At 37.9% G+C, this 23359-nt stretch carries 25 protein-coding genes, 1 other RNA gene and 1 pseudogene; 25 read left to right on the top strand and 2 right to left on the bottom strand.

The window, feature by feature from the left end:
• The 20 genes and pseudogenes from tgt (at position 1) to FNL60_RS08875 (ending at position 17154) form a co-directional block, all read left to right on the top strand.
• The gene (gene tgt / locus FNL60_RS08975; RefSeq protein WP_002266496.1) at positions 1-1143 is read left to right on the top strand and encodes a tRNA guanosine(34) transglycosylase Tgt; all 1143 of its coding nucleotides are present in this window, start codon (positions 1-3) and stop codon (positions 1141-1143) included.
• Positions 1143-1706 carry a nucleotidyltransferase family protein gene (locus FNL60_RS08970; RefSeq protein WP_002280036.1) on the top strand — a complete coding sequence of 188 codons (564 nt, stop codon included), beginning with the start codon at positions 1143-1145 and terminating at the stop codon, positions 1704-1706. Before tgt ends, FNL60_RS08970 begins: the two co-directional genes overlap by 1 nt.
• Positions 1707-2132: 426 nt before the next feature.
• Entirely contained in the window at positions 2133-3146 is a 1014-nt protein-coding gene (locus FNL60_RS08965) for a YdcF family protein (RefSeq protein WP_002262915.1), read from the top strand.
• Between the two features lie 76 nt (positions 3147-3222).
• Complete coding sequence (locus FNL60_RS08960; RefSeq protein WP_002266499.1) at positions 3223-3999, top strand: MBL fold metallo-hydrolase; 777 nt, start codon at positions 3223-3225, stop codon at positions 3997-3999.
• The gene (gene tadA / locus FNL60_RS08955; protein ID WP_002268227.1) at positions 3999-4469 is read left to right on the top strand and encodes a tRNA adenosine(34) deaminase TadA; all 471 of its coding nucleotides are present in this window, start codon (positions 3999-4001) and stop codon (positions 4467-4469) included. The genes FNL60_RS08960 and tadA overlap by 1 nt, the downstream gene beginning before the upstream one ends.
• Positions 4466-5029, top strand: coding sequence for a hypothetical protein (locus FNL60_RS08950; RefSeq protein ID WP_002262912.1), 564 nt, complete (start codon positions 4466-4468; stop codon positions 5027-5029). Before tadA ends, FNL60_RS08950 begins: the two co-directional genes overlap by 4 nt.
• A 27-nt stretch (positions 5030-5056) precedes the next feature.
• Positions 5057-5154: signal recognition particle sRNA small type (gene ffs, locus FNL60_RS08945), an RNA gene on the top strand.
• 82 nt (positions 5155-5236) lie between these two features.
• Positions 5237-5388 (top strand): annotated as a pseudogene (locus tag FNL60_RS10520) (SDR family oxidoreductase); the annotation flags it as partial.
• A gap of 198 nt (positions 5389-5586) precedes the next feature.
• On the top strand, positions 5587-6936 hold the full coding sequence (locus FNL60_RS08930) for a glucose-6-phosphate isomerase (protein ID WP_002266501.1): 1350 nt from the start codon (positions 5587-5589) through the stop codon (positions 6934-6936).
• A 165-nt stretch (positions 6937-7101) separates the two neighbouring features.
• Positions 7102-7902, top strand: coding sequence for an SDR family oxidoreductase (locus FNL60_RS08925; protein ID WP_002265311.1), 801 nt, complete (start codon positions 7102-7104; stop codon positions 7900-7902).
• A gap of 21 nt (positions 7903-7923) precedes the next feature.
• Entirely contained in the window at positions 7924-9789 is a 1866-nt protein-coding gene (locus FNL60_RS08920) for a BglG family transcription antiterminator (RefSeq protein WP_002280035.1), read from the top strand.
• Positions 9789-10277: a transcriptional regulator GutM gene (locus FNL60_RS08915; RefSeq protein ID WP_002267379.1), complete on the top strand. Its 489-nt coding sequence runs from the start codon at positions 9789-9791 to the stop codon at positions 10275-10277. Before FNL60_RS08920 ends, FNL60_RS08915 begins: the two co-directional genes overlap by 1 nt.
• A gap of 79 nt (positions 10278-10356) precedes the next feature.
• Positions 10357-10899: a PTS glucitol/sorbitol transporter subunit IIC gene (gene srlA, locus FNL60_RS08910; protein WP_002262907.1), complete on the top strand. Its 543-nt coding sequence runs from the start codon at positions 10357-10359 to the stop codon at positions 10897-10899.
• 90 nt (positions 10900-10989) lie between these two features.
• Positions 10990-12000 carry a PTS glucitol/sorbitol transporter subunit IIB gene (srlE, locus tag FNL60_RS08905; protein ID WP_002280034.1) on the top strand — a complete coding sequence of 337 codons (1011 nt, stop codon included), beginning with the start codon at positions 10990-10992 and terminating at the stop codon, positions 11998-12000.
• A gap of 41 nt (positions 12001-12041) precedes the next feature.
• Complete coding sequence (locus tag FNL60_RS08900) at positions 12042-12407, top strand: PTS glucitol/sorbitol transporter subunit IIA (protein ID WP_002273476.1); 366 nt, start codon at positions 12042-12044, stop codon at positions 12405-12407.
• 208 nt (positions 12408-12615) lie between these two features.
• Positions 12616-12819, top strand: coding sequence for a beta/alpha barrel domain-containing protein (locus tag FNL60_RS08895; RefSeq protein WP_002273477.1), 204 nt, complete (start codon positions 12616-12618; stop codon positions 12817-12819).
• A gap of 222 nt (positions 12820-13041) precedes the next feature.
• The gene (gene dapD / locus FNL60_RS08890; RefSeq protein ID WP_002265316.1) at positions 13042-13740 is read left to right on the top strand and encodes a 2,3,4,5-tetrahydropyridine-2,6-dicarboxylate N-acetyltransferase; all 699 of its coding nucleotides are present in this window, start codon (positions 13042-13044) and stop codon (positions 13738-13740) included.
• A 755-nt stretch (positions 13741-14495) separates the two neighbouring features.
• A complete protein-coding gene (locus FNL60_RS08885) occupies positions 14496-15626 on the top strand; it encodes an N-acetyldiaminopimelate deacetylase (protein ID WP_002265015.1) in 1131 nt (376 codons plus the stop codon).
• 333 nt (positions 15627-15959) lie between these two features.
• Positions 15960-16496 carry a 5-formyltetrahydrofolate cyclo-ligase gene (locus FNL60_RS08880; protein ID WP_002277594.1) on the top strand — a complete coding sequence of 179 codons (537 nt, stop codon included), beginning with the start codon at positions 15960-15962 and terminating at the stop codon, positions 16494-16496.
• Complete coding sequence (locus FNL60_RS08875) at positions 16483-17154, top strand: rhomboid family intramembrane serine protease (RefSeq protein ID WP_002265013.1); 672 nt, start codon at positions 16483-16485, stop codon at positions 17152-17154. Before FNL60_RS08880 ends, FNL60_RS08875 begins: the two co-directional genes overlap by 14 nt.
• Positions 17155-17175: 21 nt before the next feature.
• On the opposite strand, the gene galU is transcribed toward FNL60_RS08875, so the two are convergent.
• Together galU and FNL60_RS08865 are read right to left on the bottom strand one after the other, a co-directional pair.
• A complete protein-coding gene (gene galU, locus FNL60_RS08870) occupies positions 17176-18096 on the bottom strand; it encodes a UTP--glucose-1-phosphate uridylyltransferase GalU (RefSeq protein ID WP_002262524.1) in 921 nt (306 codons plus the stop codon).
• 1 nt (position 18097) lies between these two features.
• Positions 18098-19117 (bottom strand): NAD(P)H-dependent glycerol-3-phosphate dehydrogenase, encoded by a 1020-nt coding sequence (locus FNL60_RS08865; protein ID WP_002262523.1) that lies wholly within the window; start codon positions 19115-19117, stop codon positions 18098-18100.
• Between the two features lie 323 nt (positions 19118-19440).
• On the opposite strand from FNL60_RS08865, the gene FNL60_RS08860 reads away from it, so the two are divergent.
• From FNL60_RS08860 to FNL60_RS08840, 5 genes are all read left to right on the top strand, one after another.
• Positions 19441-19884, top strand: coding sequence for a dUTP diphosphatase (locus FNL60_RS08860; RefSeq protein ID WP_002265011.1), 444 nt, complete (start codon positions 19441-19443; stop codon positions 19882-19884).
• A gap of 9 nt (positions 19885-19893) precedes the next feature.
• Entirely contained in the window at positions 19894-20364 is a 471-nt protein-coding gene (locus tag FNL60_RS08855) for a cysteine hydrolase family protein (protein ID WP_002268864.1), read from the top strand.
• Positions 20322-21722 carry a DNA repair protein RadA gene (gene radA / locus FNL60_RS08850; protein ID WP_018110178.1) on the top strand — a complete coding sequence of 467 codons (1401 nt, stop codon included), beginning with the start codon at positions 20322-20324 and terminating at the stop codon, positions 21720-21722. Before FNL60_RS08855 ends, radA begins: the two co-directional genes overlap by 43 nt.
• An 89-nt stretch (positions 21723-21811) precedes the next feature.
• A complete protein-coding gene (locus FNL60_RS08845) occupies positions 21812-22306 on the top strand; it encodes a beta-class carbonic anhydrase (RefSeq protein ID WP_002280285.1) in 495 nt (164 codons plus the stop codon).
• A gap of 188 nt (positions 22307-22494) precedes the next feature.
• Positions 22495-23208, top strand: a complete 714-nt coding sequence (locus FNL60_RS08840) for a TIGR00266 family protein (protein ID WP_002262518.1) — start codon at positions 22495-22497, stop codon at positions 23206-23208.
• Positions 23209-23359: the final 151 nt, after the last annotated feature.

Genomic DNA, 23359 nt, shown 5'->3' with positions numbered 1-23359 from the left:
ATGACACATTCACCGATTCAATATCGTCTTATTAAGAAAGAAAAACACACTGGAGCACGTTTGGGAGAGATTATCACACCGCATGGAGTTTTTCCCACCCCTATGTTTATGCCAGTTGGAACACAGGCTACTGTCAAAACACAATCCCCAGAAGAATTAAAAGAAATGAAAGCAGGAATCATTTTGGCTAATACCTATCATCTTTGGTTACGGCCGGGAGATGACTTGGTTGCAAGAGCGGGAGGTCTACACAAATTCATGAATTGGGATCAGCCGATTTTAACCGATTCTGGTGGTTTTCAGGTTTATTCATTGGCTGAAAAACGCAATATTACTGAAGAAGGAGTCACTTTTAAAAATCATCTGAATGGAGCTAGAATGTTTTTGACCCCAGAAAAGGCCATTTCTATTCAAAATAATTTAGGTTCAGACATCATGATGTCCTTTGATGAATGCCCGCAGTTTTATCAGCCTTATGACTATGTCAAAGCTTCAATTGAACGAACCAGTCGTTGGGCAGAGCGAGGCCTCAAAGCTCACCGTCGGCCTCAGGATCAGGGACTTTTTGGCATTGTTCAGGGGGCAGGCTTTGAAGATTTGCGGCGTCAGTCAACAGCTGATCTGGTTTCAATGGATTTTCCGGGCTATTCCATCGGCGGTCTTGCTGTTGGGGAATCGCATGAAGAAATGAATGCCGTTCTTGACTTTACAACACCTTTATTACCAGAAAATAAACCTCGCTATCTCATGGGAGTTGGTGCACCGGACAGTCTAATTGATGGGGTTATTCGTGGCGTTGATATGTTTGATTGTGTCTTGCCGACTCGGATTGCTCGAAATGGAACCTGTATGACCTCAAGGGGACGCTTGGTTGTCAAAAATGCTCAGTATGCAGAAGACTTTACGCCGCTGGATCATGATTGTGATTGTTACACTTGTCAAAATTATACACGCGCTTATATTCGCCATCTGATTAAAGCAGATGAGACCTTTGGACTTCGCTTGACCAGTTATCATAACCTTTATTTCTTACTAAATCTTATGGAGAAAATTCGTCAAGCCATTATGGATGATAATATTTTAGAATTTCGTGAGGACTTTATTGAAAAGTACGGCTATGGACGCTCAGAGAGGAATTTTTAATGGATGAAGAGCAGTTAAAGACATTACTGCTGGCAAATGAACCGATTTCTCGTATTTTAACCATTATTCGAGATCTTAAACTTTCGGATGCTTGGTTGTGTGCGGGCACACTTCACAATTTTATTTGGAATTATTTAAGTGGGAAACCAGCCTTTGATAAGGAGACGGATATCGATGTTGTCTTTTTTGATCAGACGATTTCTTATGAAAAGACTTTGAGGATTGAGAAGGAGTTACAGGCAGCTTATCCTGCTTATAAATGGGAGCTCAAAAATCAAATTTATATGCATGTTCACAGTCCAAACACAGAGCCTTATCATAATTCTTGCGATGCTATTGCAAAATATCCAGAAAAGTGCACTGCCCTCGCTGCTAGAATAAATGACAAAGGGAAATTGGAGCTCTTCCTTCCCTATGGTTTAGAGGATATTGTTCAATTTAAAGTTGCCCCCACACCACATTTTTTAGCAGATGAGGAGAGAATGCGGGTTTACCAGCAACGTCTTCTGAAAAAGCATTGGCAAAATAAATGGCCACAATTACAGTTTTTAAAGGGAGATTAAAACTTTTTATAAGGGTGAATGCCTCTGTTTACCAGAGTTATTATCACTTAAAGATAAACCTGCTTTTTCTATACATATATATTTTGAAGTTCTGCAAATGCCAATTTAAATGGCATTGATTTGCGAGCGAAGTGAGCCTTAATCGAGACTTTGTCTACACTCTGAAATCATCTAGCTCTACTAGATGATTTTAGATTATATAATCTAAAAAAATATTTTGAGGACTTACAAAGGTGTAAGGTTCTATCTTGATTTTTGAGATAAAATAAAGATGGAAGAATTCCTCAGAAGTTACAAAAGACTAAGATTATTAGAAGAGCTTTGCTATTTTTGAATTTTTTAAGTATTTTGTTCAAAAAATGAAGAGAATTTCAAATGTGACAATCAAGATTAAAAATTTAAGTGTAATAAAAATAAGGAGATGTTATGTTAGGATTGCTTGCAGTTGTATTGTTTATTTTGTTAGTAGTTTCTATTTATCATGAGGCACGAAGTTTACTCAATCCCATTCTTCTTATCGTCTTCTTGATGGTAAGCTATTTGGCTATCATTGAATTTCTCTATAGTCATGGTTATTATACGGCTTATGGCGTTTTCCTGCTTCTTTTAATTTCGACTCCTCTTATAATATTTTTGGGTGGTCTCTTTTTAGTCTATAACGGGATTATTCTGTTACATAAAGAAGGTTTCTCGAAGATTAACCTTTTATCGCTTTGTTTAGGGCTAATGATTACTAGCTTCTTTTTATTCATGGTAATCCGAATTCACCATTCGACTCATTTGTTATTCAATCGTTTTATTGCTTCTTTGTATGCCTTGTTAAGCGCTTCTTTTCTTATTTTCAGTGTTGCCTTTATAGCTTTTATGCTGTATTCGATTCTTTATCTGATTATTCCTAAAAACAAGCATTATGATTATATTATTATTCATGGTGCAGGTCTTTTGCATGGCAATCAAGTGACTCCCTTATTAAAGCGCAGGATTGATAAGGCTTTAGAAGCCTTTAGACAATCGAAAAACTCGCAAGTCAAATTGATTGCCAGTGGCGGTTTAGGTTCTGGGGAAACCATTTCTGAAGCAGCGGCAATTGCCAATTATATTCGAAAACAGGCAAGTGATATTCCAAATGATAGGCTTCTCTTGGAAGAACAATCGCATTCGACCTATGAAAATCTTCTCTTTTCCAAGCAGTTAGCAGAAAAAGAAATGAAAAAACCGCGTTTTCTTTTTGTAACTAATGCTTATCATGTCTTTCGAACCAGTGTTTATGCACGCCGATTGCATATGGCTGGAGATGGCTTGGGTTGTTCAACAGCCGCCTATTATATTCCCAGTGCTTTTATTCGTGAATTTATTGCTATTGTTGTTTATTTGAAGTGGTTATTCATTATTGTTTATGCCTGGTTCATTATCGCTTTGATTTATTCTTTTTTTAGATAACATAAGCTGGTTTTTATTATCCAAAGAGCAGCTCATTTTGTTATAATAAAAATAACTAAAAAAAGAAGGTGTTTTTATGAAACTAACCACACTTGGTTGCTGGGGAGCCTATCCCTATAAAGATGAAGGAACAACCTCCTATCTCTTGACAGGAGAAGACGGTTTTCAGCTCTTAATTGATTGCGGTAGCCGTGCACTCAATGAACTCGAAAAAGAAATTAGCCCGCTAGATTTAGATGCAGTCATTATTTCTCACTATCATCCAGACCATGTCGCTGACTTGGGCGTTTTGCGTCATTATTTTCAGCTTTATCCTAAACATCTTTGGACGCCCAAAGTTTTACCGATTTACGGTCATGACCAAGATACTTATGAGTTTTCAAAGTTGACACTTGATGGTGTTTCTGAAGGCAGAGCTTATAATGTCAATGGTCTTGAGCAAATTGGATCTTTTGACATTACTTTTATTAAGACAGTACATCCTGTTGTTTGCTACGCCATACGTATTGTGGAGCGTACAACTGGTCAAATTTTTGTTTTCACAGGTGATACGGGTTATTTTGAGGATTTAGATAAATTTGCCGCAGGCGCGGACCTCTTTTTAGCAGATGTTTACCTTTACGAAGGCAATGAAAACCACATCGCTCATTTGACGACCAAAGAAGCTGGACAAATCGCTAGTGCGGCTAAGGTAAAACGTCTAGTCTTGACCCATATGCCACCAGTACCGCCAGCAGGCATTGATCCAGACAACCATCTAGAAATCCTAAGAAGCCAGACTGAGGCATACTCCAATGGCATCCCTGTGGAATTGGCTACACCTCACAAATCATGGCAAATCGGTAACTGCTGATGGCAGGTTTGACTCAGGCAGAAAAAGAGTTTTTTATGGGAGAAGCTCTCAAAGAAGCTCAGCTATCACTTCAAAAAGAAGAGATTCCTATTGGCTGTGTTATCGTTAAGGACGATCAAATCATTGGGCGTGGTCATAATGCGCGTGAAGAGGAAAATCTTGCCATCATGCATGCCGAAATTATGGCTATCAATCAAGCAAATAGAACACAAGAAAGTTGGCGTCTGCTGGATTGTACGCTTTTTGTCACCATTGAGCCTTGCATTATGTGCAGCGGAGCCATTGGTTTAGCACGTATTCCGCAGGTCATTTACGGTGCCAAAAATGCTAAATTTGGTGGGGCTGGTTCCTTATATGATATCCTAACTGATGAGCGGCTCAATCATCGTGTAGAAGTAGAGAGGGGAATTCTGGAAAAAGAATGTGCTCAAATGATGCAGAGTTTTTTTAGATACAGGAGAACAAAATGAATACAATCACCAAGCCACAGGAATGGCTATTATCAGCTTTTTTGTTTGCTTTAACATTACTCTTTGTTGGTCTGCTAGTTTTGAATTTAGATTTTCAAGCTTGGGCTTTTGAACGTCATCAAAACCAATTAAGCTGGTATATTCGTCCTATTTTAATCCTTCCCATCTTGTTTTTTGCCTATCATAGACGAATCATAGGGGTATCGGTTAGCATCTTGGCTCTTTTTACAAGCATGATTTGGTTTCCCGTGCCACAATCAACCCCACCTTTAGTCAAGGAGTTTTTAACCTATGAGAAGGAATTTTTACAAGCAGGCTTGACAGCTAAGAATGTGCTCTTTGCCTTTTTGGTTATTAGTTTTTTTATCGTCATTGTTAGGGCAACTTGGCTACATAGTTGGAAGTTAGTTGGTTTAATTTTGATTATCACAGCCCTTTCAAAAATTATTTGGTCTTATATGGACAGTGGACAGGCGGGCTTGACTATTGTCGTCCCAGCCCTAGTTGGTTTGATGATTTGCCTCTTAGCTCTTGCTTTTTGGCAAAAGAAAAAGTCTTAAGTTGGCAGTTTTTTTACTTTATGCTATAATAGATATCGGAGCAACAGCTTTGCGTGAAGCGGGTCAGGGGAGGAATCCAGCAGCCCTAAGCGATGTAAGCTGTGTGCTCTATTTTTTGTGTAATAGTAAGGTAAATAGATAACAATAATAATTTCATAAATTTGTGATAAAATGCAATATGAAATTAGATTATATTTGTATAGATGATTTGGAAAACGTTTACTAACTAAAATTCCTTATCGAAGATTTATTGATTTAGAAGATGTTAGTTATTCCATCCGATTTTTATTAAGTGATCAGAGTAAATCAATTAGAGGACAAAATCTTGTTTTAGATTATATGGCTATACCATTGTATAGAAATAACAGATTATATCAATCAATATGAAAGTTAGTGAATGAGAAATGCAAGAAGTATATGCAAACGATTGTTCTCTTGTCGCTGTGGGAGTTAAAAAAATAAGAAAATAAAAATGAAAGCGCTTTATATATAAAAATTGCTTGATTAAATTTAGTGAAAGAGATATCATAGAAAAGAAGAAATTTTGGAGGATTCAAATGACACACATTAAATTCGATTATTCAAAAGTATTGGGGAAGTTCCTTGCTTCACATGAATTGGATTATATTCAAATGCAAGTAACAGCAGCGGATGAGGCTTTGCGTAAAGGAACTGGACCGGGTGCTGAAATGACGGGCTGGCTGAATTTACCTCAGAACTATGATAAAGAAGAATTTGCTCGTATTAAAAAGGCTGCTGAAAAAATCAAATCTGATAGTGATGTTTTGGTTGTTATCGGTATTGGCGGTTCTTATCTGGGGGCACGTGCAGCGATTGATTTTTTGAACAGTTCTTTTGTCAATCTTGAAAATAAGGAAGAACGTAAAGCACCGCAAATTCTTTATGCCGGAAATTCGATTTCTTCAAATTACCTTGCGGATCTTGTTGATTATGTGGCTGATAAGGATTTTTCGGTTAATGTTATTTCTAAATCAGGAACAACTACTGAACCTGCCATAGCTTTTCGCGTTTTCAAAGATCTTCTAGTTAAAAAGTATGGTCAAGAAGAAGCTAATCAACGTATTTATGCGACAACTGATCGTGTTAAAGGAGCCGTTAAAGTAGAAGCGGATGCCAATGGTTGGGAAACTTTTGTCGTTCCAGATAGTGTTGGTGGACGTTTTACGGTTTTAACAGCTGTTGGTTTATTGCCAATTGCAGCTTCAGGAGCAGATTTGGATCAGTTGATGGCTGGGGCAGAAGCAGCTCGTCAAGACTATTCGTCTGCTGAATTATCAGAAAATGAAGCTTATCAATATGCGGCTATTCGTAATATTCTTTACCGTAAAGGTTATGTGACAGAAGTTCTGGCTAACTATGAACCATCCCTTCAATACTTTAGTGAATGGTGGAAACAATTAGCCGGTGAATCAGAAGGTAAAGACCAAAAAGGCATTTACCCAACATCAGCTAACTTTTCAACAGATTTGCATTCTCTTGGACAATTTATCCAAGAAGGCAATCGCAATTTATTTGAAACGGTTATCCGTGTTGAAAAAGCACGTAAGAATATCCTTGTTCCAGAAGCAGCAGAAGATCTTGACGGTCTTGCCTATCTTCAAGGCAAAGATGTTGATTTTGTTAATAAGAAGGCTACCGATGGCGTACTGTTAGCTCATACAGATGGGGGTGTCCCAAATACCTTCTTGACTATTCCTGAGCAGGATGAATTTACATTAGGTTATGTGATTTACTTCTTCGAATTGGCTATTGGACTTTCTGGTTACCTAAATGGTGTTAACCCATTTGACCAACCGGGTGTTGAAGCCTACAAGAAAAATATGTTTGCTCTTCTTGGCAAACCAGGATTCGAAGAACTTGGTGCTGAGTTAAACGCACGTCTTTAGTTTAATGATAAAAATATAATAAAAGCCAAGGCTGTTGTCTTGGCTTTTATTTTGCCAATTAGTATGTTAAATTTTTTAATAGCCCAAAAAAGAGTGTCTTAATTATTTGTTGTGAGCGCTTTATAATAGTTATAACAAATAAAAGAAAGACAAGGAGTGTAAGAAATGACTGATTGGTTAAATATTGCTGGCAAAACAGTAATTGTAACAGGAGCTTCTTCAGGCATCGGAAAAGCTATTGTGGATGAATTACTGAGCTTGAAGGTAAAAGTCGCTAATTTTGATCTCACGGATAATGGAGAAAAGCATGAAAATCTCTTGTTCCAGAAAGTGGATGTGACATCCCGTGAGCAAGTAGAAGCTTCTGTCGCAGCTGTTGTTGAACATTTTGGAACAGTTGATGCTGTTGTCAATAATGCAGGCATCAATATTCCACGTCTCTTAGTTGATCCTAAGGATCCTCATGGGCAATACGAGCTTGATGATGCAACTTTTGAAAAGATTACCATGATTAATCAGAAAGGCCTCTATTTGGTTAGTCAAGCGGTAGGGCGCCTTTTAGTGGCAAAGAAAAAAGGAGTTATTATCAATATGGCTTCGGAAGCTGGTTTAGAAGGTTCTGAAGGACAAAGTGCTTATGCGGGAACCAAGGCTGCTGTTTATAGTTATACACGATCATGGGCAAAGGAACTTGGCAAATACGGTGTTCGAGTTGTTGGTATTGCTCCGGGAATCATGGAAGCAACAGGTCTGCGGACGCTTGCTTATGAAGAGGCACTTGGCTATACTAGAGGAAAGACAGTTGAGGAAATTCGTGCAGGTTACGCATCAACAACGACAACACCACTGGGACGCAGTGGGAAATTAAGTGAAGTTGCAGATTTGGTAGCTTATTACATTTCGGACCGTTCAAGTTATATCACAGGTATCACAACCAATGTTGCCGGAGGTAAAACGCGCGGTTAAATCAATATAGAGGGTAAAAAAGTGGCATTAGTTAATCGCTGGTATCATATTTTAGAAATATTAGTTGCTCAGCATAGTGTTTCTCTAGAAACTATGCGTAAAGAACTTAATGTCAGTATGAAAACGTTGCTGACAAGTATAGAGCAATTTAATGCTATTTTGGATGATGATATTCAAATCAGACAAGAAGATAATCTTTTGCTGTTAGACGTCTATGATTATGCTAGATTGGAAACAATTTTAGCGGGAAGTTTGCGCAAAGAGAGTGATTTTAATTCTTCAAATAAGCGAGCTTCTTATCTCATTAAACGTTTGATTCAAGCCACATCTCCCTTACTTATTGATGATTTGGCTGAGGAAATCGGTGTTAGTCGAACGACCATTAATAAGGATTTGAAGCATGTTAAGGATTTAGCAGTAGAATATCAATTGTGCATATTCGGCAAACCTAATCGTGGTTTGGAAATTATTGGTACGGAATTAAATCTACGGCTCTTTTATATTCATCATGTCTATTCTTATTTTGATTCAGCTACCTTAAAGAAAGAGACGCATGATTTTTTAGAAGAACTATATACTGCCTTTAAAATTCCTAGAAAAACGCAGGAGTTACTGACTAAAGCCATTTCGATAACAGTTGCTCGCATTCAACGGAAAAAACTTTTGCTTACTCCTATTGACTATTATGTTAACGGACTAGCTCAGTCAGCTATTATGGAGCAATTGCTTTATCATATTGAAGTGACTTATCAGATATCGCTCAGTCAGTATGAACAAGATTTCTTGAGTTTTCCTCTCAATACACAATATATTGACGCATTGACCTATCAATTGACTGATGTGCAGAGTTTGCAGAAGCTTTATCAAAGCTTTGTAAAGAAGGTCAAGGATACACTCTTGGTTAACTTTGATGAGCAACGTTTATTTACTGAAATTCAAACACATTTAAAATTTCTTATCAATCGACTTATCTTTCATGTTCAGGCTAATGATATTTTCCATAGAGAAATTCAAAATAAGTATCCTTTGGCCTTTGAAATGGCAAAAGTCGCTGGTGATGATTTGAAAAATCATTTTGGCTGTCAGCTGGAATTGTCTGAAATGAGCTATTTAGCCCTTTATTTCGAAATGATTTTACATGAAAATGGAGCTATTTTTCAAAACAAAAAACGCCGAGTTGCCGTTGTTTGTACAACGGGACGCGGAACAGCACATATGATAAAGCGTCAATTAAAACGCGTACTTGGCCATGATATCGAAATCACTCAATATTCAGAAGAAAACTTTAATCCTGACACTAATGATAATTACTTTGCTGTCTTTACAACCATTCCTTTGAAATTAGGACAGATTAACTCGCCAGTTATTCAAATTAGAAATCTTTTTGATGATCAGTGGCTGCGTGAGGAATGGCAACGCGTTAATCATTATCATAGAAAAAATCTCAAAACAATCATTTTGACCTTTTCGAGATTGGTCAAAGCTGCTAGCTATCAAGATTATTTAGTGTATATGACACAGTCACTAGAAGCATTAGGGCTAGTGGATGATCATTTTGAAAAACGTATTTTAGATAGAGAAAAAGAACAATCTACTATATTTGGCAATGGTATTGCTTTTCCACATACTATCAATCAAACATTAGAAAAGATCGTTTTAATGGTAGGGGTTCTTGAGGAGTCCTACCATACAGATCATGAAAGTGTTGATCTTATCTTTTTAGTAGCTATTCCCAATAAAATTGCAACACAAACAGAGGCAGAACTTTTAGAATTGTATGATGATATTTTTCGAATTGCTAGCGATAAAGAGCTCAAAGAAGCTTTAGAAAGAGTGGAAAACAAAGCAGACTTTATTACATTTACCAGAGAAAAAGGAGTATTCTGATGAATTTTATGATTATTTTTGGTCTCTTTGCTTTAGCAGCCTATGCAGTTCAAATCATATTAGGCTTAAAGCAAATAAAACATTTTAATAGCATTTATAGGCAATTAAGGCGTCTAGGACGTGTAGCTATTGGACGTCGGTCTGGTAAGATCAGAGCTGGGACCATCGTTATGTTTGCTATTGATAAAGATGGTAAGGTTTTGGCTGCTAAAAAGATGCAGGGTATTACCATGGCTGCTCGTTTTAAAGATATGTCAGATTATATTGGACAGGACCTCCATTATTTTGACAGCTATAATCCCCTCATTCGTAAGGAAAATAAGTTACTGCGCATTGCTATTGAAGATGCGAGAGCTGTTTTTCTAAAAACAGAGGCAGGTATTTATAAAGAGTCTGCCAAACAGACGCCATTACTTGATATTAGGTTACAGACTAAATTCTTATTATCACGTTTTAAGTTAAAAAAACGTCATGAAACTAAAATTTGAATAAAGAAATGTGTTAGAGTGAAGAATTAACCTTAGACTAAATTTTCTTTGCTTCTTAATACAGATAAAGGAGGTTATTATGTCTTATATTACAAAATTTGCTGAAGGGTTCATGAAACTGTTCCAAGCTGGGGGCGACAATTTTGTAGGTTGGATGACCAGTATTGTTCCAGTAGTTCTGATGCTCTTAGTTGCAATGAATGCACTGATTGCTCTGCTTGGAGAAGAAAAAGTTAATAAATTAGCCCGAATATCTGCTAAAAATCCGCTTAGTCGCTATATGATTCTGCCTTTTATCTCTGCCTTTATGCTTGGGAATCCAATGGCGATTAGTATGGGGCGCTTTATGCCGGAGTATTACAAGCCAAGCTATATCGCTTCTCAAATGCAGTTTTGTCATACTTCAAACGGTGTCTTTCCACACATCAATCCTGGTGAGTTGTTTGTATGGATGGGGATTGCATCAGGGATAAAAACACTTGGTTTAAGTCAGATGGATCTAGCTATTCGTTATCTGCTAGTAGGGCTTTTAATGAATTTTGTTTCTGGCTGGGTGACTGATTTCACAACCGCTTGGGTATGCAAACAACAAGGAATTACATTGAGCAAAACCCTTGATTAAGAATAATTTGCAAACAGTAATAAGCGTGATATAAACATAAAAGTATCGTTGCTTATTTCATTTTGCAGGCTAGATTAAAGGAGAAAAATCATGGCTTACAGAAACATTAAAATTGTAAAAGGAAATGGTGGGTTTGGCGGCCCTTTGATTATTGCACCAACTGATGAAAAGCATAAATTTATCTATATCACAGGTGGTGGTGAAAAACCTGAAATTGTTGATAAAATTGTTGAATTAACAGGAATGGAAGCTGTTAATGGTTTTAAAACCTCTATTCCGGATGAAGAAATCGCTCTGGCTATTGTTGACTGTGGTGGCACCCTACGTTGTGGTATTTATCCTAAAAAAGGGATACCTACGATTAATATTGTTGCAACTGGTAAGAGCGGACCTTTAGCCCAATACATTACTGAAGATATTTATGTTTCGGCTGTTGGTATGGAGCAGATTACCTCAATTGAGGAATCAGCAGGCAGTATTGAAACGAAAGAAGCGAAAGCTGAGACTGTTCAATCTCAAATAGGCACCGGCACCTATGATACCAGTAAAAAAATCACTGAGCAACGTGCACAACAGAGTGTTATTGCTCGTATTGGTATGGGGGCTGGTAAAGTGGTTGCTGTTTTTAATCAAGCAGCGCGTGATGCTATTCAAACATTATTAAATACTATTCTTCCTTTTATGGCTTTTGTATCACTTCTGATTGGTTTTATTCAAGGATCAGGTGTGGGTAAATGGTTAGCTAAACTCATGGTGCCGCTGGCTGGTAATATTTGGGGACTTATCCTAATCGGATTCATTTGTTCACTACCATTCTTATCACCTCTTCTTGGACCTGGTGCTGTTATTTCACAAATTATTGGCACCTTGATTGGGGTTGAAATTGGTAAGGGAACTATCCCGCCGCAAATGGCTCTCCCGGCTCTTTTTGCTATTAATACGCAAAATGGTTGTGATTTTATCCCTGTGGCGCTTGGCTTGTCTGAGTCAACTGCTGAAACAGTAGAAGTCGGTGTTCCATCTGTTCTTTACTCGCGTTTCCTAAATGGTGTACCACGTGTCATTGTAGCATGGATTGCAAGTATTGGACTTTATCAATAAAATGTGTAAACTTAATTGTTTATTAGAAAAAGGGGAATAAAATGACTAAAATTTTTGAAGCAAAAGTGCTGGCTGTTGGACCAGAAGCTCTCAGCATGATTAAAGATGCCAATATGCTTATTCTCTTTGGAGAAGAGGCTCCTCAAGATCTGGCAGATTATTGTTATAAAATTGATAATAAAAATCTAAGTGGGCATATTAAAAAGGACGGGCATCTTGTTATTAATGGCAATGACTGTCAAATTACAGCTGTTGGCAGTGTTGTTGAAAAGAATTTAACAGGACTTGGCCATATCACTATCTCATTGGATGGTTCAAAGGAAAGTTCATTACCGGGGACACTTCATATACAAGCAGAATTCCCTGTTCAGCTTGAAGCAGGTTCCCTTATTCAAATTTTTGATTAGGAAGTAGTTACGATGCAATTAACGTTATACACTACTAATTTGTAGAACATTCGTTTTTATAAGAATATTTTTCTTTTAACTGGTGTAACAACTATATTAAAATTCCTATTATACTCGTGGATCTGCAGGTTATTAAGCAACTCAAAACGCAGGAATTCATGAAACAGCAACGGCTATCTATACTAAAATGCTGGTTTTTATTTAGTTATTGTCAGGCGGTATAGATTATGTCTCTCTTTATTATAATCGTATGGGAAATCTCAATATAGCTACCACCATCGCACTTATCGCAGGAAACATTGCACAAGCAAGAGCCGTGGCAAAAGTTCTTGGAGCCAGTTATAAAAAGGTTGAGCAGATAAATCGTACCTTAGAAGTTGGCGTATCAGCTGTCGCTGTTAGTCTCAATTAACTGCTTATTTTACTTTGAAAACGATGGGTAAAAGATCTACTATTGGAAAAAGCGACTTAATACAATTTTTAAAAGATTATCGTGATGAATTGAAAGAAATGTCTCAAGGATGACAATGATAGCTTTTGACCTCGAACAGAGGTCTTTTTCTTTTCCTCTAGCCAAACCACAATTTTTTGCTATAATAATAATTAACGACTTTTGAATTGGAGAATAAAAGATATGACTGCACAAAAAATGTCTGCGCAAGAAATCATTGCTTTCATCGGCAATGCTGAAAAGAAGACTAATGTCAAGGTGACTTTTGAAGGAGCCTTGGCTGCTGCTCTTCCTGAAAATGTTGTCAAGCTTGGCAATGTTCTTTTCGGTGATTGGAAGGACATTGAGCCGCTTCTGGCTAATTTAACAGAAAATAAAGACTATGTGGTAGAGCAGGATGGCCGCAATTCTGCAGTACCTTTGCTAGATAAACGCAACATCAATGCTCGTATTGAGCCGGGTGCCATCATTCGTGATCAAGTGACCATTGAAGATAATGCTGTGGTCATGATGGGGGCTATTATCAATATCGGTTCTGAAATTGGTGAAGGAACCATGATTGATATGGGAGCTATTCTTGGGGGTCGCGCAACTGTTGGTAAGAACAGTCACATCGGTGCAGGTGCAGTACTTGCTGGTGTCATTGAGCCCGCTTCTGCAGATCCCGTTCGTATTGGAGACAATGTTCTGGTTGGTGCCAATGCGGTTATTATTGAAGGGGTGCAAGTAGGGAGTGGTTCGGTCGTTGCAGCAGGTGCTATTGTAACTCAAGATGTCCCTGACAATGTCGTGGTAGCTGGTGTGCCTGCGCGTGTTATCAAAGAAATTGATGAAAAAACGCAGCAAAAGACTGCTTTAGAAGATGCTCTTCGTAACCTCTAAGTGTTAAGATAATCTTTGACAGCTTTGTCGCTGCTCTGCCAAGGACTAATTTTTTCATAGTTGGATGGCTTAGGAAATTCGGTCAACTAAGACTAGTGCGTCTATTTACTCTGAGACTTTGTTGTTTTTGGATTGCCTAAGATCAGTTATGCCTGTACCTTGGTTCTTAGTTTCAAAGCAAAGATTCTGACTTAATACTGTTTTAGCAACTATGCTGCGATTGTAGCGATCATAAACAATATATCACACCACAGCGTGACACATCAAAAAAAATATCTAAAAGCTTGAGTAAGACTCAAGCTTCAGACTGAAGATAAACCTATTTTTCAATGTAAAAAATTTTTAAGCTCTGCAAATTTTAATTTTTCTTATTTGCGAGCGAAGCGAGCTCTAAACGAGATTTTCCGTCGTGATAAGAGTGCCTGAAACTTTAATGTTTCAGGCACTCGGAAGATTTGAGACCTTAGGCTCAAATCTTAACTGACCACGGGCTGCGGATTGTGGCAAAAAGATGAGTCCTCCTAGAATCTTAATGATTCCGCGTCGTACTCCCTATTTTGCCTTTATCCGCTTAACGCCCTTTGTATCTTGGTTTTAGGTATGGAATTCCGAAGGCTGAAATAGTCATAAAGCTATTTCAGGTTGGGACATAAAGAAACGAAAGTTTCCTCATCGCTACCGTCCGTATCACCTAAGGAAAGTCTCAAAAGAAGACTTTTTCTACATTCTCAAGCTTTTACAAAGGGAAAACTCAAATGACTTTAGATTTAATCAAAATTCGTCGTGATTTGCATCAAATTCCAGAGATTGGTCTGGAAGAATTTAAAACGCAAGCTTATCTCTTGGAACGTATTGCTGAAATCACCAATGGTAAAGACTTTGTTGAGCAGAGGACCTGGCGTACAGGGATTTTAGTCTTTTTAAAAGGTTCTCGTCCTCAAAAAACAATCGGTTGGCGTACCGATATTGATGCGCTTCCTGTCGTTGAAGAAACAGGGCTTGCTTTTGCCAGTCAGCATGAAGGGCGTATGCATGCTTGCGGCCATGATATGCATATGACCATTGCTCTTGGCTTACTTGATACAATGGTGCAAGTACAGCCTAAAAATAACTTACTCTTTCTTTTTCAGCCAGCAGAAGAAAATGAAGCAGGTGGTATGCTCATGTATGAAGATGGCGCCTTTGGTAATTGGCAGCCTGATGAATTCTATGGTTTGCATGTCCGCCCAGATTTTAAAGTTGGTGATATTGCAACTAATACATCTACCTTATTTGCTGGGACTTGTGAAGTTTTCATCACTTTCAAAGGTAAGGGCGGTCATGCTGCCTTTCCTCATAATGCTAATGATGCCCTTGTAGCTGCTTCTTACTTTATTACACAAGTTCAAACCATTGTCAGTCGTAATGTTGATCCCATTGAGGGTGGAGTTGTGACCTTTGGTTCTATGCATGCTGGGACAACCAATAATGTTATTGCTGAAACAGCTACCTTACATGGAACCATCCGAACCCTGACTCAGGACATGAGTCTTTTGATTCAAAAGCGGGTGCAGGAAATGGCTCGAGGAATTGCAACTTCTTTTGATTTAGAAGTAGATGTTACACTCAAACAAGGTGGCTATTTGCCAGTTGAAAATGATTCTCAATTGGCTAAACAATTGATGACTTATTTTGAAAATGCGTCTGCTGTCAATTTGATAGACTGTTTACCAGCTATGACTGGTGAAGATTTTGGCTATCTGCTCAATAAAATCCCCGGTGTTATGTTCTGGCTGGGAATTGACACACCTTATGCACTTCATCATCCTAAGATGAGTCCCAGAGAAGAAGCTTTGTCATTTGCAGTTGATAATATTAGTGGCTTCTTGAAGACCAGAACGAATTAAAAAACCTTGTAGATTTAAGTCTGCAAGGTTTTTTAAGAAAAAGGGAAGGGCATCCAATTTCATTGAATGCCCAGGAGATTTATGAAAAAGGGGAAATAAAATAGGAAAGTTTATCTCCCCAACCACTTGGGGAAGTGGTTGTTTTAGGATGATTAAAGTATATATGAGAAACCTTAAAGAAACCTTAAATTAAAATATTTATTTTATTAGAATAAGAACCCTTTTGTTACAAGCTTTTTTAATGTTTTATGGCCTTTTGGCTACTTATTTCCTTAAAAATTCTTTTTGTGTTTAAGCGTAGGAAAAAAATCTTAATCGTGTTATGATAGTAACATGATGAAAAAGGACTATCGTACTCAAGTCATTGAAGATTTGAAAAAACAAGATAAAGCCAAAAAAGTGCTCAGAGATGAGCAACTTTTGGAAGAACTTATTCAATTAGAGGCTTATCAAAAAGCACATGTTATTGCAACTTATTTAGCTTTTCCTTTTGAATTTGACACATCTTTGCTGATTGAGCAAGCTCAAAGAGATAATAAAAGCATAGTTGTTCCTAAAACCTATCCTCAAGGGAAAATGATTTTTGTTGTTTATGATGAAGCAGATTTACAAATTACTAAATTTGGCCTTAAGGAACCAAGAAGTGAGGAGGCTCTTGAAAAATCAGCTATTGATCTCATCCATGTTCCGGGGCTTGCTTTTAACAATGAAGGCTACCGTATAGGTTTTGGTGCGGGATATTATGATCAATACTTGGCAGATTTTCAGGGTGATACAGTCAGCACAATTTATTCTTTTCAACAGTTCACTTTTGAGCCTAGTTTTTTTGACATTCCAGTAAAGGAGGTGTTGGTCAGTGGAGACCTTTAAAAAATATCCTGCAACTTCTTTTTTAGTCCTGCTAACGACTCTCGTTTTTTTGACGATGCAAGTTGTTTATTTAGGACAAGCAAATACCACCTTAGCTGTTTTTAATTTTGGTGGGATGTATGGTGACTTGGTTGTTCACAATCCTAATCAGCTTTGGCGTTTGATCACTCCGATTTTTGTTCATATCGGTTGGGAACATTTCCTATTTAATAGTTTAGCACTTTATTTTGTCGGTCAATTGGCAGAAAATATTTGGGGCTCGTGGCGATTTCTGCTCCTGTACCTTTTGTCAGGAATTATGGGAAATATTTTTACGCTTTATTTGACTCCAAATGTAGTTGCAGCAGGTGCTTCAACTTCTTTGTTTGGGCTTTTTGCGGCGATTGTTGTCCTAGGTTATTTTGGACACAACCCATATTTAAAACAGTTGGGACGCAGCTATCAAGCTTTAATTGTGGTTAATCTTATTTTTAATCTTTTTATGCCTGATATTAGTATTGCAGGACATCTAGGAGGGATTATTGGTGGGATTTGCTCTGCTTTTATATTGCCTAGTTTTGCTGAAGGAAAACTTTTCTCTCTTAGGCAACGCTTGCCCATTTTAATTTTGTATTTAGGCCTTGCTTCTGGAATCCTTTATCTAGCCTTTAATAAATAATTGTCATAATAAAAACTCGGTTTAATCCGAGTTCTTTTGAGTCGATTTTTGGTCTAATTTTTTACCAAGTTCAATAATATAAGCTTTTAAATCTTCTTTAACTTGTGGATGTTTAAGTGCATAATCAATTGAAGTCTTCATGAAACCAAATTTATCACCAACATCATAACGTTTTCCCTTAAATTCACGTGCAAAAACACGTTGTGTTTTATTAAGAGTATCAATGGCATCTGTTAATTGAACTTCGTTGCCAGCACCGGGTTCTTGTGTTTCAAGAATTGTAAAAATTTCCGGCGTTAATAAGTAACGACCAATGATAGCTAGATTGCTAGGCGCTTCCTTAGGAGCAGGTTTTTCAACAAAAGTATCGACACTGTAAAGGCCACTAACTCCTTCTCCTTGAGGAGCAATTACACCATAGGCAGAAACATCTTCATGGGGAACCTCCATGACTGCAATCGTTGAGGCATGCGTTTCTTCATAATCGTTCATGAGTTGACGTGTCAAAGGGATAGCCTTGTCATCTGTAATATCCATCAAATCATCACCGAGCATAACAACGAAAGGTTCATTACCTACAAAGGCTTTAGCCTGAAGAACAGCATCACCTAACCCGCGCGGATGGCTTTGACGGATAAAATGGAGATTGATTGCAGTAGTATCATTAACGAGTTTAAGTAAATCTGTTTTTCCTTTTTGTTCAAGATTGTACTCAAGTTCAAAATTTGAATCAAAATGATCTTCAATAGAACGTTTTGATTTACCTGTAACCACTAGGATGTCTTCAATGCCTGATTTTAAAGCTTCTTCAACGATAAACTGAATGGTTGGTTTATCAACAATTGGTAGCATTTCTTTGGCAAGAGCCTTGGTAGCAGGAAGGAAACGTGTTCCTAAACCTGCCGCAGGGATGACAGCTTTTCTGACTTTTTTACTTGGCATATTATTTACTCCATTCATTTTCCGCTCTAAACTCATTTGACATCATAGAAGTGATAGCTTCTTTAATATTTTTGCCTTCATAAATTGACTGATAAATAGCACAGGTAATTGGCATATAGACGTTGAGTTCTCGAGAAAGTTCGTAGGCGACCTTTGTTGTGGAAATTCCTTCAATAACCATTCCCATATTTCTTTCAATGTCTTCCAATTTTTCTCCGCGTCCTAGAGCATCTCCGGCTCGCCAATTACGTGAATAGATAGAAGTTCCAGTAACAATCAAATCTCCAACACCAGACAGACCGCTGTAAGTGAGCGGATCAGCTCCCAGTTTGACGCCTAAACGTGTAATTTCGGCTAGACCGCGTGTGATAACAGCTGCTTTAGCATTATCACCATACCCCATTCCATGGAGTGCTCCTGCCCCAACAGCAATGATATTTTTCAGGGCACCAGCAGTTTCCACACCAATAACATCGGGATTGGTGTAAAGACGAAAATAGTTGTTGCTAAAGAGCTTTTGAACGTATTTGGCGGCTTCTAAATCTTTAGATGCCGCTGTAATCAGGGTAATATCGCGCACGATGGTTTCCTCAGCATGGCTGGGTCCGGAAACAACAACTATGTCGCTTCGAAGATGATTTGGAATTTCTTCTTCAAGGATGACAGATAAGCGTTCGTGAGTGCCCGGTTCCAATCCTTTAGAAGCGTGCATGACAACGGCTTTGTGATCAAGAATTTGTGAAACTTGCTTGGCCACTAAGCGTGTTACTTTTGTTGGAACAACAAAAAGGACAGCATCAATATCCTTAAGAGCATCCTCTAAATCGTGATAAGCTTTGATTTTTTCATCTAGGACCACATCCTTAAAATAACGCTTGTTAGTATGATGTTCATTAATTTCATCAAGCTGTTCAGGAATATTTCCCCAGATACGGACTTCATGACCATTGTCGTTAAGAACTTGGGATAAGGCGGTTCCCCAAGAACCAGGACCTAGTACGGCAATTTTTTGTCTGATCATTTGTTTCTCCTGTTAGTTCATAAAAAGTTAAGTTTATTATATCATAAAGGTAATTCATTTGTCTGAAATTAGCTAATGGAGCTGCTTTATTTTGAAAGAACAAACTACTCTGTTTTGTCAGTAAAAAATCTGATTGGAAATGCTAATTTCTTTAACTATAAAGACGAAAAGCAAAAATGAACTTTTGCTTTTGCTTTGCGAATAATTTATAATAGAAAGGAATTGAATGGTTTTAACTTAATTGGTCACGTTGCTGATACAACAAGATAATGACTGTTCCAGAAAGATTTTTTAGATAAATTAAATGATAAAGGAAGTAAGTGATGAAAACACGTGGTTTTGAATTAATTACTGACTATACTGATGAAAATCTTTTGCCAAAGCGGGAAACAGCTCATGCAGCTGGTTATGATCTGAAAGTGGCAGAGCGGACGGAAATTCCTGCGGGAGCAATTGTTCTGGTCCCAACAGGTGTCAAAGCTTATATGCAGGTTGGTGAAGTTCTCTATCTTTTTGATCGTTCGTCCAATCCTCGTAAAAAAGGCTTGGTATTGATTAATTCAGTTGGGGTTATTGATGGCGATTATTACAATAACCCTAATAATGAAGGTCATATTTTTGCTCAGATGAAAAATATGACAGACCAAACAGTTGTGCTTGAAGCTGGAGAACGTGTGGTTCAAGGTGTTTTTATGCCTTTTCTGTTAATAGATGGTGATAAAGCGACTGGCACACGTACAGGCGGTTTTGGATCAACTGGAGGATAGGGGAAGAAAATGGCAGATTATTTATTAGTTATAGATATGCAGTCAGACTATGTTGCTGCTGGAAAAGCTTATGATAGTGAAGCGCTGACTGCGGCTGTTAATGACAAAATTGCTAGCTATTCAAGAGACCATGTGATTTATATAGTTAATCGTTTTTTCTGGGAATTAACAAGGAAACCGAAGAATTTTGCAATTGGCCTTTCCTTGGTGTCTGATAGAGTCTTTGAAAAGCGTCAAGCATCTTGCTTTACGAACCAAAACTTAACAAGATTTTTGGAGGAAAGCGGTGCAGAGAGTTTAGAATTTATTGGTGTTGATGGCAATGGCTGCGTCAATGCTTCAATTCTGGCAGCAGCACATAAGGGCTATCAAGTCTCAGTTGATTTATCCTATCTTGGCGTTATCAATAAGGAAAAATTTCAAAAGACACTGCAACAATGGCAGATTGCTGGAATAGTAACGAAAGGAGAATTGCCATAGCTAAGAAAAAAACAACTTTTGTCTGTCAAGAGTGCGGCTATAATTCGCCCAAGTATCTGGGACGTTGTCCTAATTGCTCGTCTTGGTCTTCTTTTGTTGAAGAGATTGAAGTTGCTGAGGTTAAAAATGCTCGCGTTTCACTGACAGGTGAGAAGACACGGCCAGTCAAGTTAAATCAGGTCACCTCCAGCCAAGCCACTAGAGTCAAGACCAATATGGAAGAATTCAACCGTGTTTTGGGCGGTGGTGTTGTACCAGGCAGTCTGGTTCTTATCGGCGGCGATCCCGGCATCGGGAAATCGACCCTACTTTTGCAAGTTTCAACACAATTAGCCAATAAAGGAACTGTTTTTTATGTTTCTGGTGAAGAATCAGCGGAGCAGATCAAGTTGCGTAGCGAGCGTCTCGGTGATATTGACAATGAGTTTTATCTCTATGCTGAAACTAATATGCAAAGTATTCGTGCTGAGATTGAAAAAATCCAGCCTGATTTTTTAATTATTGATTCTATTCAAACAGTGATGAGTCCTGAAATTTCCAGTGTTCAAGGTTCTGTTTCTCAGGTGCGTGAAGTGACAGCAGAATTAATGCAATTAGCTAAAACCAATAACATTGCGACTTTTATTGTTGGACATGTGACTAAAGAAGGAACCTTAGCTGGACCGCGAATGTTAGAACACATGGTGGACACTGTGCTCTACTTTGAAGGCGAGCGGCAGCATACTTTTCGTATCTTACGAGCCGTTAAAAATCGCTTTGGTTCTACTAATGAGATTGGTATTTTTGAAATGAGGTCGGGTGGTTTGGTTGAGGTTTTGAATCCCAGCCAAGTTTTTTTAGAAGAGCGTCTAGATGGAGCAACAGGCTCAGCTATTGTTGTTACCATGGAAGGAACACGACCTATTTTAGCGGAAGTACAAGCCCTAGTAACACCAACTGTTTTTGGTAATGCTAAACGGACAACAACAGGACTGGACTTTAATCGTGTTAGTTTGATTATGGCGGTTTTGGAGAAGCGCTGCGGACTTTTATTGCAAAATCAAGATGCCTATCTCAAATCAGCTGGTGGTGTGCGCTTAGATGAGCCTGCTATTGATTTAGCGGTTGCGGTAGCCATTGCTTCCAGTTATAAGGAAAAGCCAACCAACCCTCAAGAATGTTATATTGGTGAAATTGGTTTGACAGGTGAAATTCGTCGTGTTAATCGTATCGAACAACGTCTCAATGAAGCTAGTAAGCTCGGTTTTACCAAGATTTTTGTACCCAAAAATTCCCTGTCAGGTTTAACGATTCCACAAGGTATTCAGGTAATTGGTGTGACAACTGTTAGTGAAGTCTTAAAAAAGGTATTTAATTGATTTTAAGTTCTTGACTATGACAAAGTCTTTTAAAAATGGTATGATACAGCTCTAAGCGATTAACTTAAATTTAGGACCGAGGAATGGTAATGTCTTATTTTGATAATTTTATAAAGGCAAATCAAGCATATGTTGATTTGCATGGAACTGCTCACTTGCCACTTAAGCCAAAAACGCGTGTTGCTATTGTTACTTGTATGGACTCTCGTTTACACGTAGCACCTGCTTTGGGGTTGGCTTTAGGAGATGCCCATATTTTACGCAATGCAGGCGGCCGTGTAACGGATGACGTTATTCGTTCTCTGGTTATTTCTGAGCAACAGTTAGGAACAAGTGAAATTGTGGTTTTGCATCATACGGATTGTGGTGCACAGACTTTTACAAATGCTGAGTTTACTGAGCAGTTAAAGCGGGATTTAGCTGTTGATGCTGGAGATCAGGACTTTCTTCCGTTTACAGATATTGAAGAGAGTGTGCGAGAGGATATTGCTCTTTTGAAAAATTCTCCTCTGATTCCTGAAGTTATTATTATTTCTGGAGCTATTTATGATGTTGATACAGGACGAGTAAGAGAAGTCAATTAACTTCCTAATTAATTTTTAAGTCAATTTATAATAAATTGGCTATTTCATGGATAAAATTTCATAACTATTATTAACTTAGACTTCATCATAAATTTGTTTTAAACTTTTTATTGACAGAAATAGGGGGAAATTTTATAATGTGTTTGTACTAAAATAATAATACACACATGTACGTAGGAGGTTTTCATATGCCAGATAATCGCATGAACTATAGTATTGATAGCAATATGCAGTTTCCCTTGGTAGAAATTACTTTGGAAACAGGAGAATTTGCTTATATTCAACGCGGTAGCATGGTCTATCACACACCCAGTGTCACTCTCAATACCAAAGTCAATGGACGTGGTTCAGGACTTGGCAAGCTAGTAGGAGCAATTGGTCGTTCTGTAACGTCTGGAGAAAGTTTTTTCATTACTCAGGCAGTATCAAATGCTAGCGATGGTAAATTGGCCTTGGCCCCTTCTATGCCGGGTCAAGTTATTGCTTTAGAATTGGGAGAAAAACAATATCGCCTCAATGATGGTGCTTTTCTTGCCTTAGATGGTTCTGCTCAATATCAAATGAAAGCTCAGAGTGTTGGACGTGCCCTCTTTGGCGGTCAAGGCGGTCTTTTTGTTATGACAACAGAAGGTCAAGGTACCTTGCTTGCTAATAGTTTTGGTTCTATCAAAAAAATAGAATTACAGAATCAGGAAATTACAATTGACAATGCTCATGTTGTAGCTTGGAGTAGGGATTTGAACTATGACATTCATTTGGAAAATGGTTTTATGCAATCGATCGGAACCGGTGAAGGCGTTGTCAATACTTTCCGAGGAACAGGTGAAATTTATGTACAAAGTCTTAATCTGCAGCAGTTTGCTGGTGTCCTACAGGGTTTCATTACCAATACTAATCGTTAATTGAGGTCTTATAGCTCATATGACCATTATGAAGAGTCTATAAAAGCAGAAATATAAGAAAGAATTAGCAAAAATCACAAGATTAACTTGAAAAATGCATGTAACTAGAAATTAGGGATATGCATTTTTTCATGCGTACATCCTGAAGTGA

The organism is Streptococcus mutans (assembly GCF_006739205.1).
Lineage (GTDB): Bacteria > Bacillota > Bacilli > Lactobacillales > Streptococcaceae > Streptococcus > Streptococcus mutans.
The sequence above is the reverse complement of the archived record's forward strand: the minus strand, read 5'-3'. Positions and strand labels throughout refer to the sequence as shown.

Excerpts from the sequence above, each read along its gene's own strand:
- tgt (WP_002266496.1), top strand. The coding sequence starts at position 1 with ATGACACATTCACCGATTCAATATCGTCTTATTAAGAAAGAAAAACAC.
- FNL60_RS08970 (WP_002280036.1), top strand. The coding sequence starts at position 1,143 with ATGGATGAAGAGCAGTTAAAGACATTACTGCTGGCAAATGAACCGATT.
- FNL60_RS08965 (WP_002262915.1), top strand. The coding sequence starts at position 2,133 with ATGTTAGGATTGCTTGCAGTTGTATTGTTTATTTTGTTAGTAGTTTCT.
- FNL60_RS08960 (WP_002266499.1), top strand. The coding sequence starts at position 3,223 with ATGAAACTAACCACACTTGGTTGCTGGGGAGCCTATCCCTATAAAGAT.
- tadA (WP_002268227.1), top strand. The coding sequence starts at position 3,999 with ATGGCAGGTTTGACTCAGGCAGAAAAAGAGTTTTTTATGGGAGAAGCT.
- FNL60_RS08950 (WP_002262912.1), top strand. The coding sequence starts at position 4,466 with ATGAATACAATCACCAAGCCACAGGAATGGCTATTATCAGCTTTTTTG.
- FNL60_RS08930 (WP_002266501.1), top strand. The coding sequence starts at position 5,587 with ATGACACACATTAAATTCGATTATTCAAAAGTATTGGGGAAGTTCCTT.
- FNL60_RS08925 (WP_002265311.1), top strand. The coding sequence starts at position 7,102 with ATGACTGATTGGTTAAATATTGCTGGCAAAACAGTAATTGTAACAGGA.
- FNL60_RS08915 (WP_002267379.1), top strand. The coding sequence starts at position 9,789 with ATGAATTTTATGATTATTTTTGGTCTCTTTGCTTTAGCAGCCTATGCA.
- srlA (WP_002262907.1), top strand. The coding sequence starts at position 10,357 with ATGTCTTATATTACAAAATTTGCTGAAGGGTTCATGAAACTGTTCCAA.
- srlE (WP_002280034.1), top strand. The coding sequence starts at position 10,990 with ATGGCTTACAGAAACATTAAAATTGTAAAAGGAAATGGTGGGTTTGGC.
- FNL60_RS08900 (WP_002273476.1), top strand. The coding sequence starts at position 12,042 with ATGACTAAAATTTTTGAAGCAAAAGTGCTGGCTGTTGGACCAGAAGCT.
- dapD (WP_002265316.1), top strand. The coding sequence starts at position 13,042 with ATGACTGCACAAAAAATGTCTGCGCAAGAAATCATTGCTTTCATCGGC.
- FNL60_RS08885 (WP_002265015.1), top strand. The coding sequence starts at position 14,496 with ATGACTTTAGATTTAATCAAAATTCGTCGTGATTTGCATCAAATTCCA.
- FNL60_RS08880 (WP_002277594.1), top strand. The coding sequence starts at position 15,960 with ATGATGAAAAAGGACTATCGTACTCAAGTCATTGAAGATTTGAAAAAA.
- galU (WP_002262524.1), bottom strand. The coding sequence starts at position 18,096 with ATGCCAAGTAAAAAAGTCAGAAAAGCTGTCATCCCTGCGGCAGGTTTA.
- FNL60_RS08865 (WP_002262523.1), bottom strand. The coding sequence starts at position 19,117 with ATGATCAGACAAAAAATTGCCGTACTAGGTCCTGGTTCTTGGGGAACC.
- FNL60_RS08860 (WP_002265011.1), top strand. The coding sequence starts at position 19,441 with ATGAAAACACGTGGTTTTGAATTAATTACTGACTATACTGATGAAAAT.
- FNL60_RS08855 (WP_002268864.1), top strand. The coding sequence starts at position 19,894 with ATGGCAGATTATTTATTAGTTATAGATATGCAGTCAGACTATGTTGCT.
- radA (WP_018110178.1), top strand. The coding sequence starts at position 20,322 with ATGGCAGATTGCTGGAATAGTAACGAAAGGAGAATTGCCATAGCTAAG.
- FNL60_RS08845 (WP_002280285.1), top strand. The coding sequence starts at position 21,812 with ATGTCTTATTTTGATAATTTTATAAAGGCAAATCAAGCATATGTTGAT.
- FNL60_RS08840 (WP_002262518.1), top strand. The coding sequence starts at position 22,495 with ATGCCAGATAATCGCATGAACTATAGTATTGATAGCAATATGCAGTTT.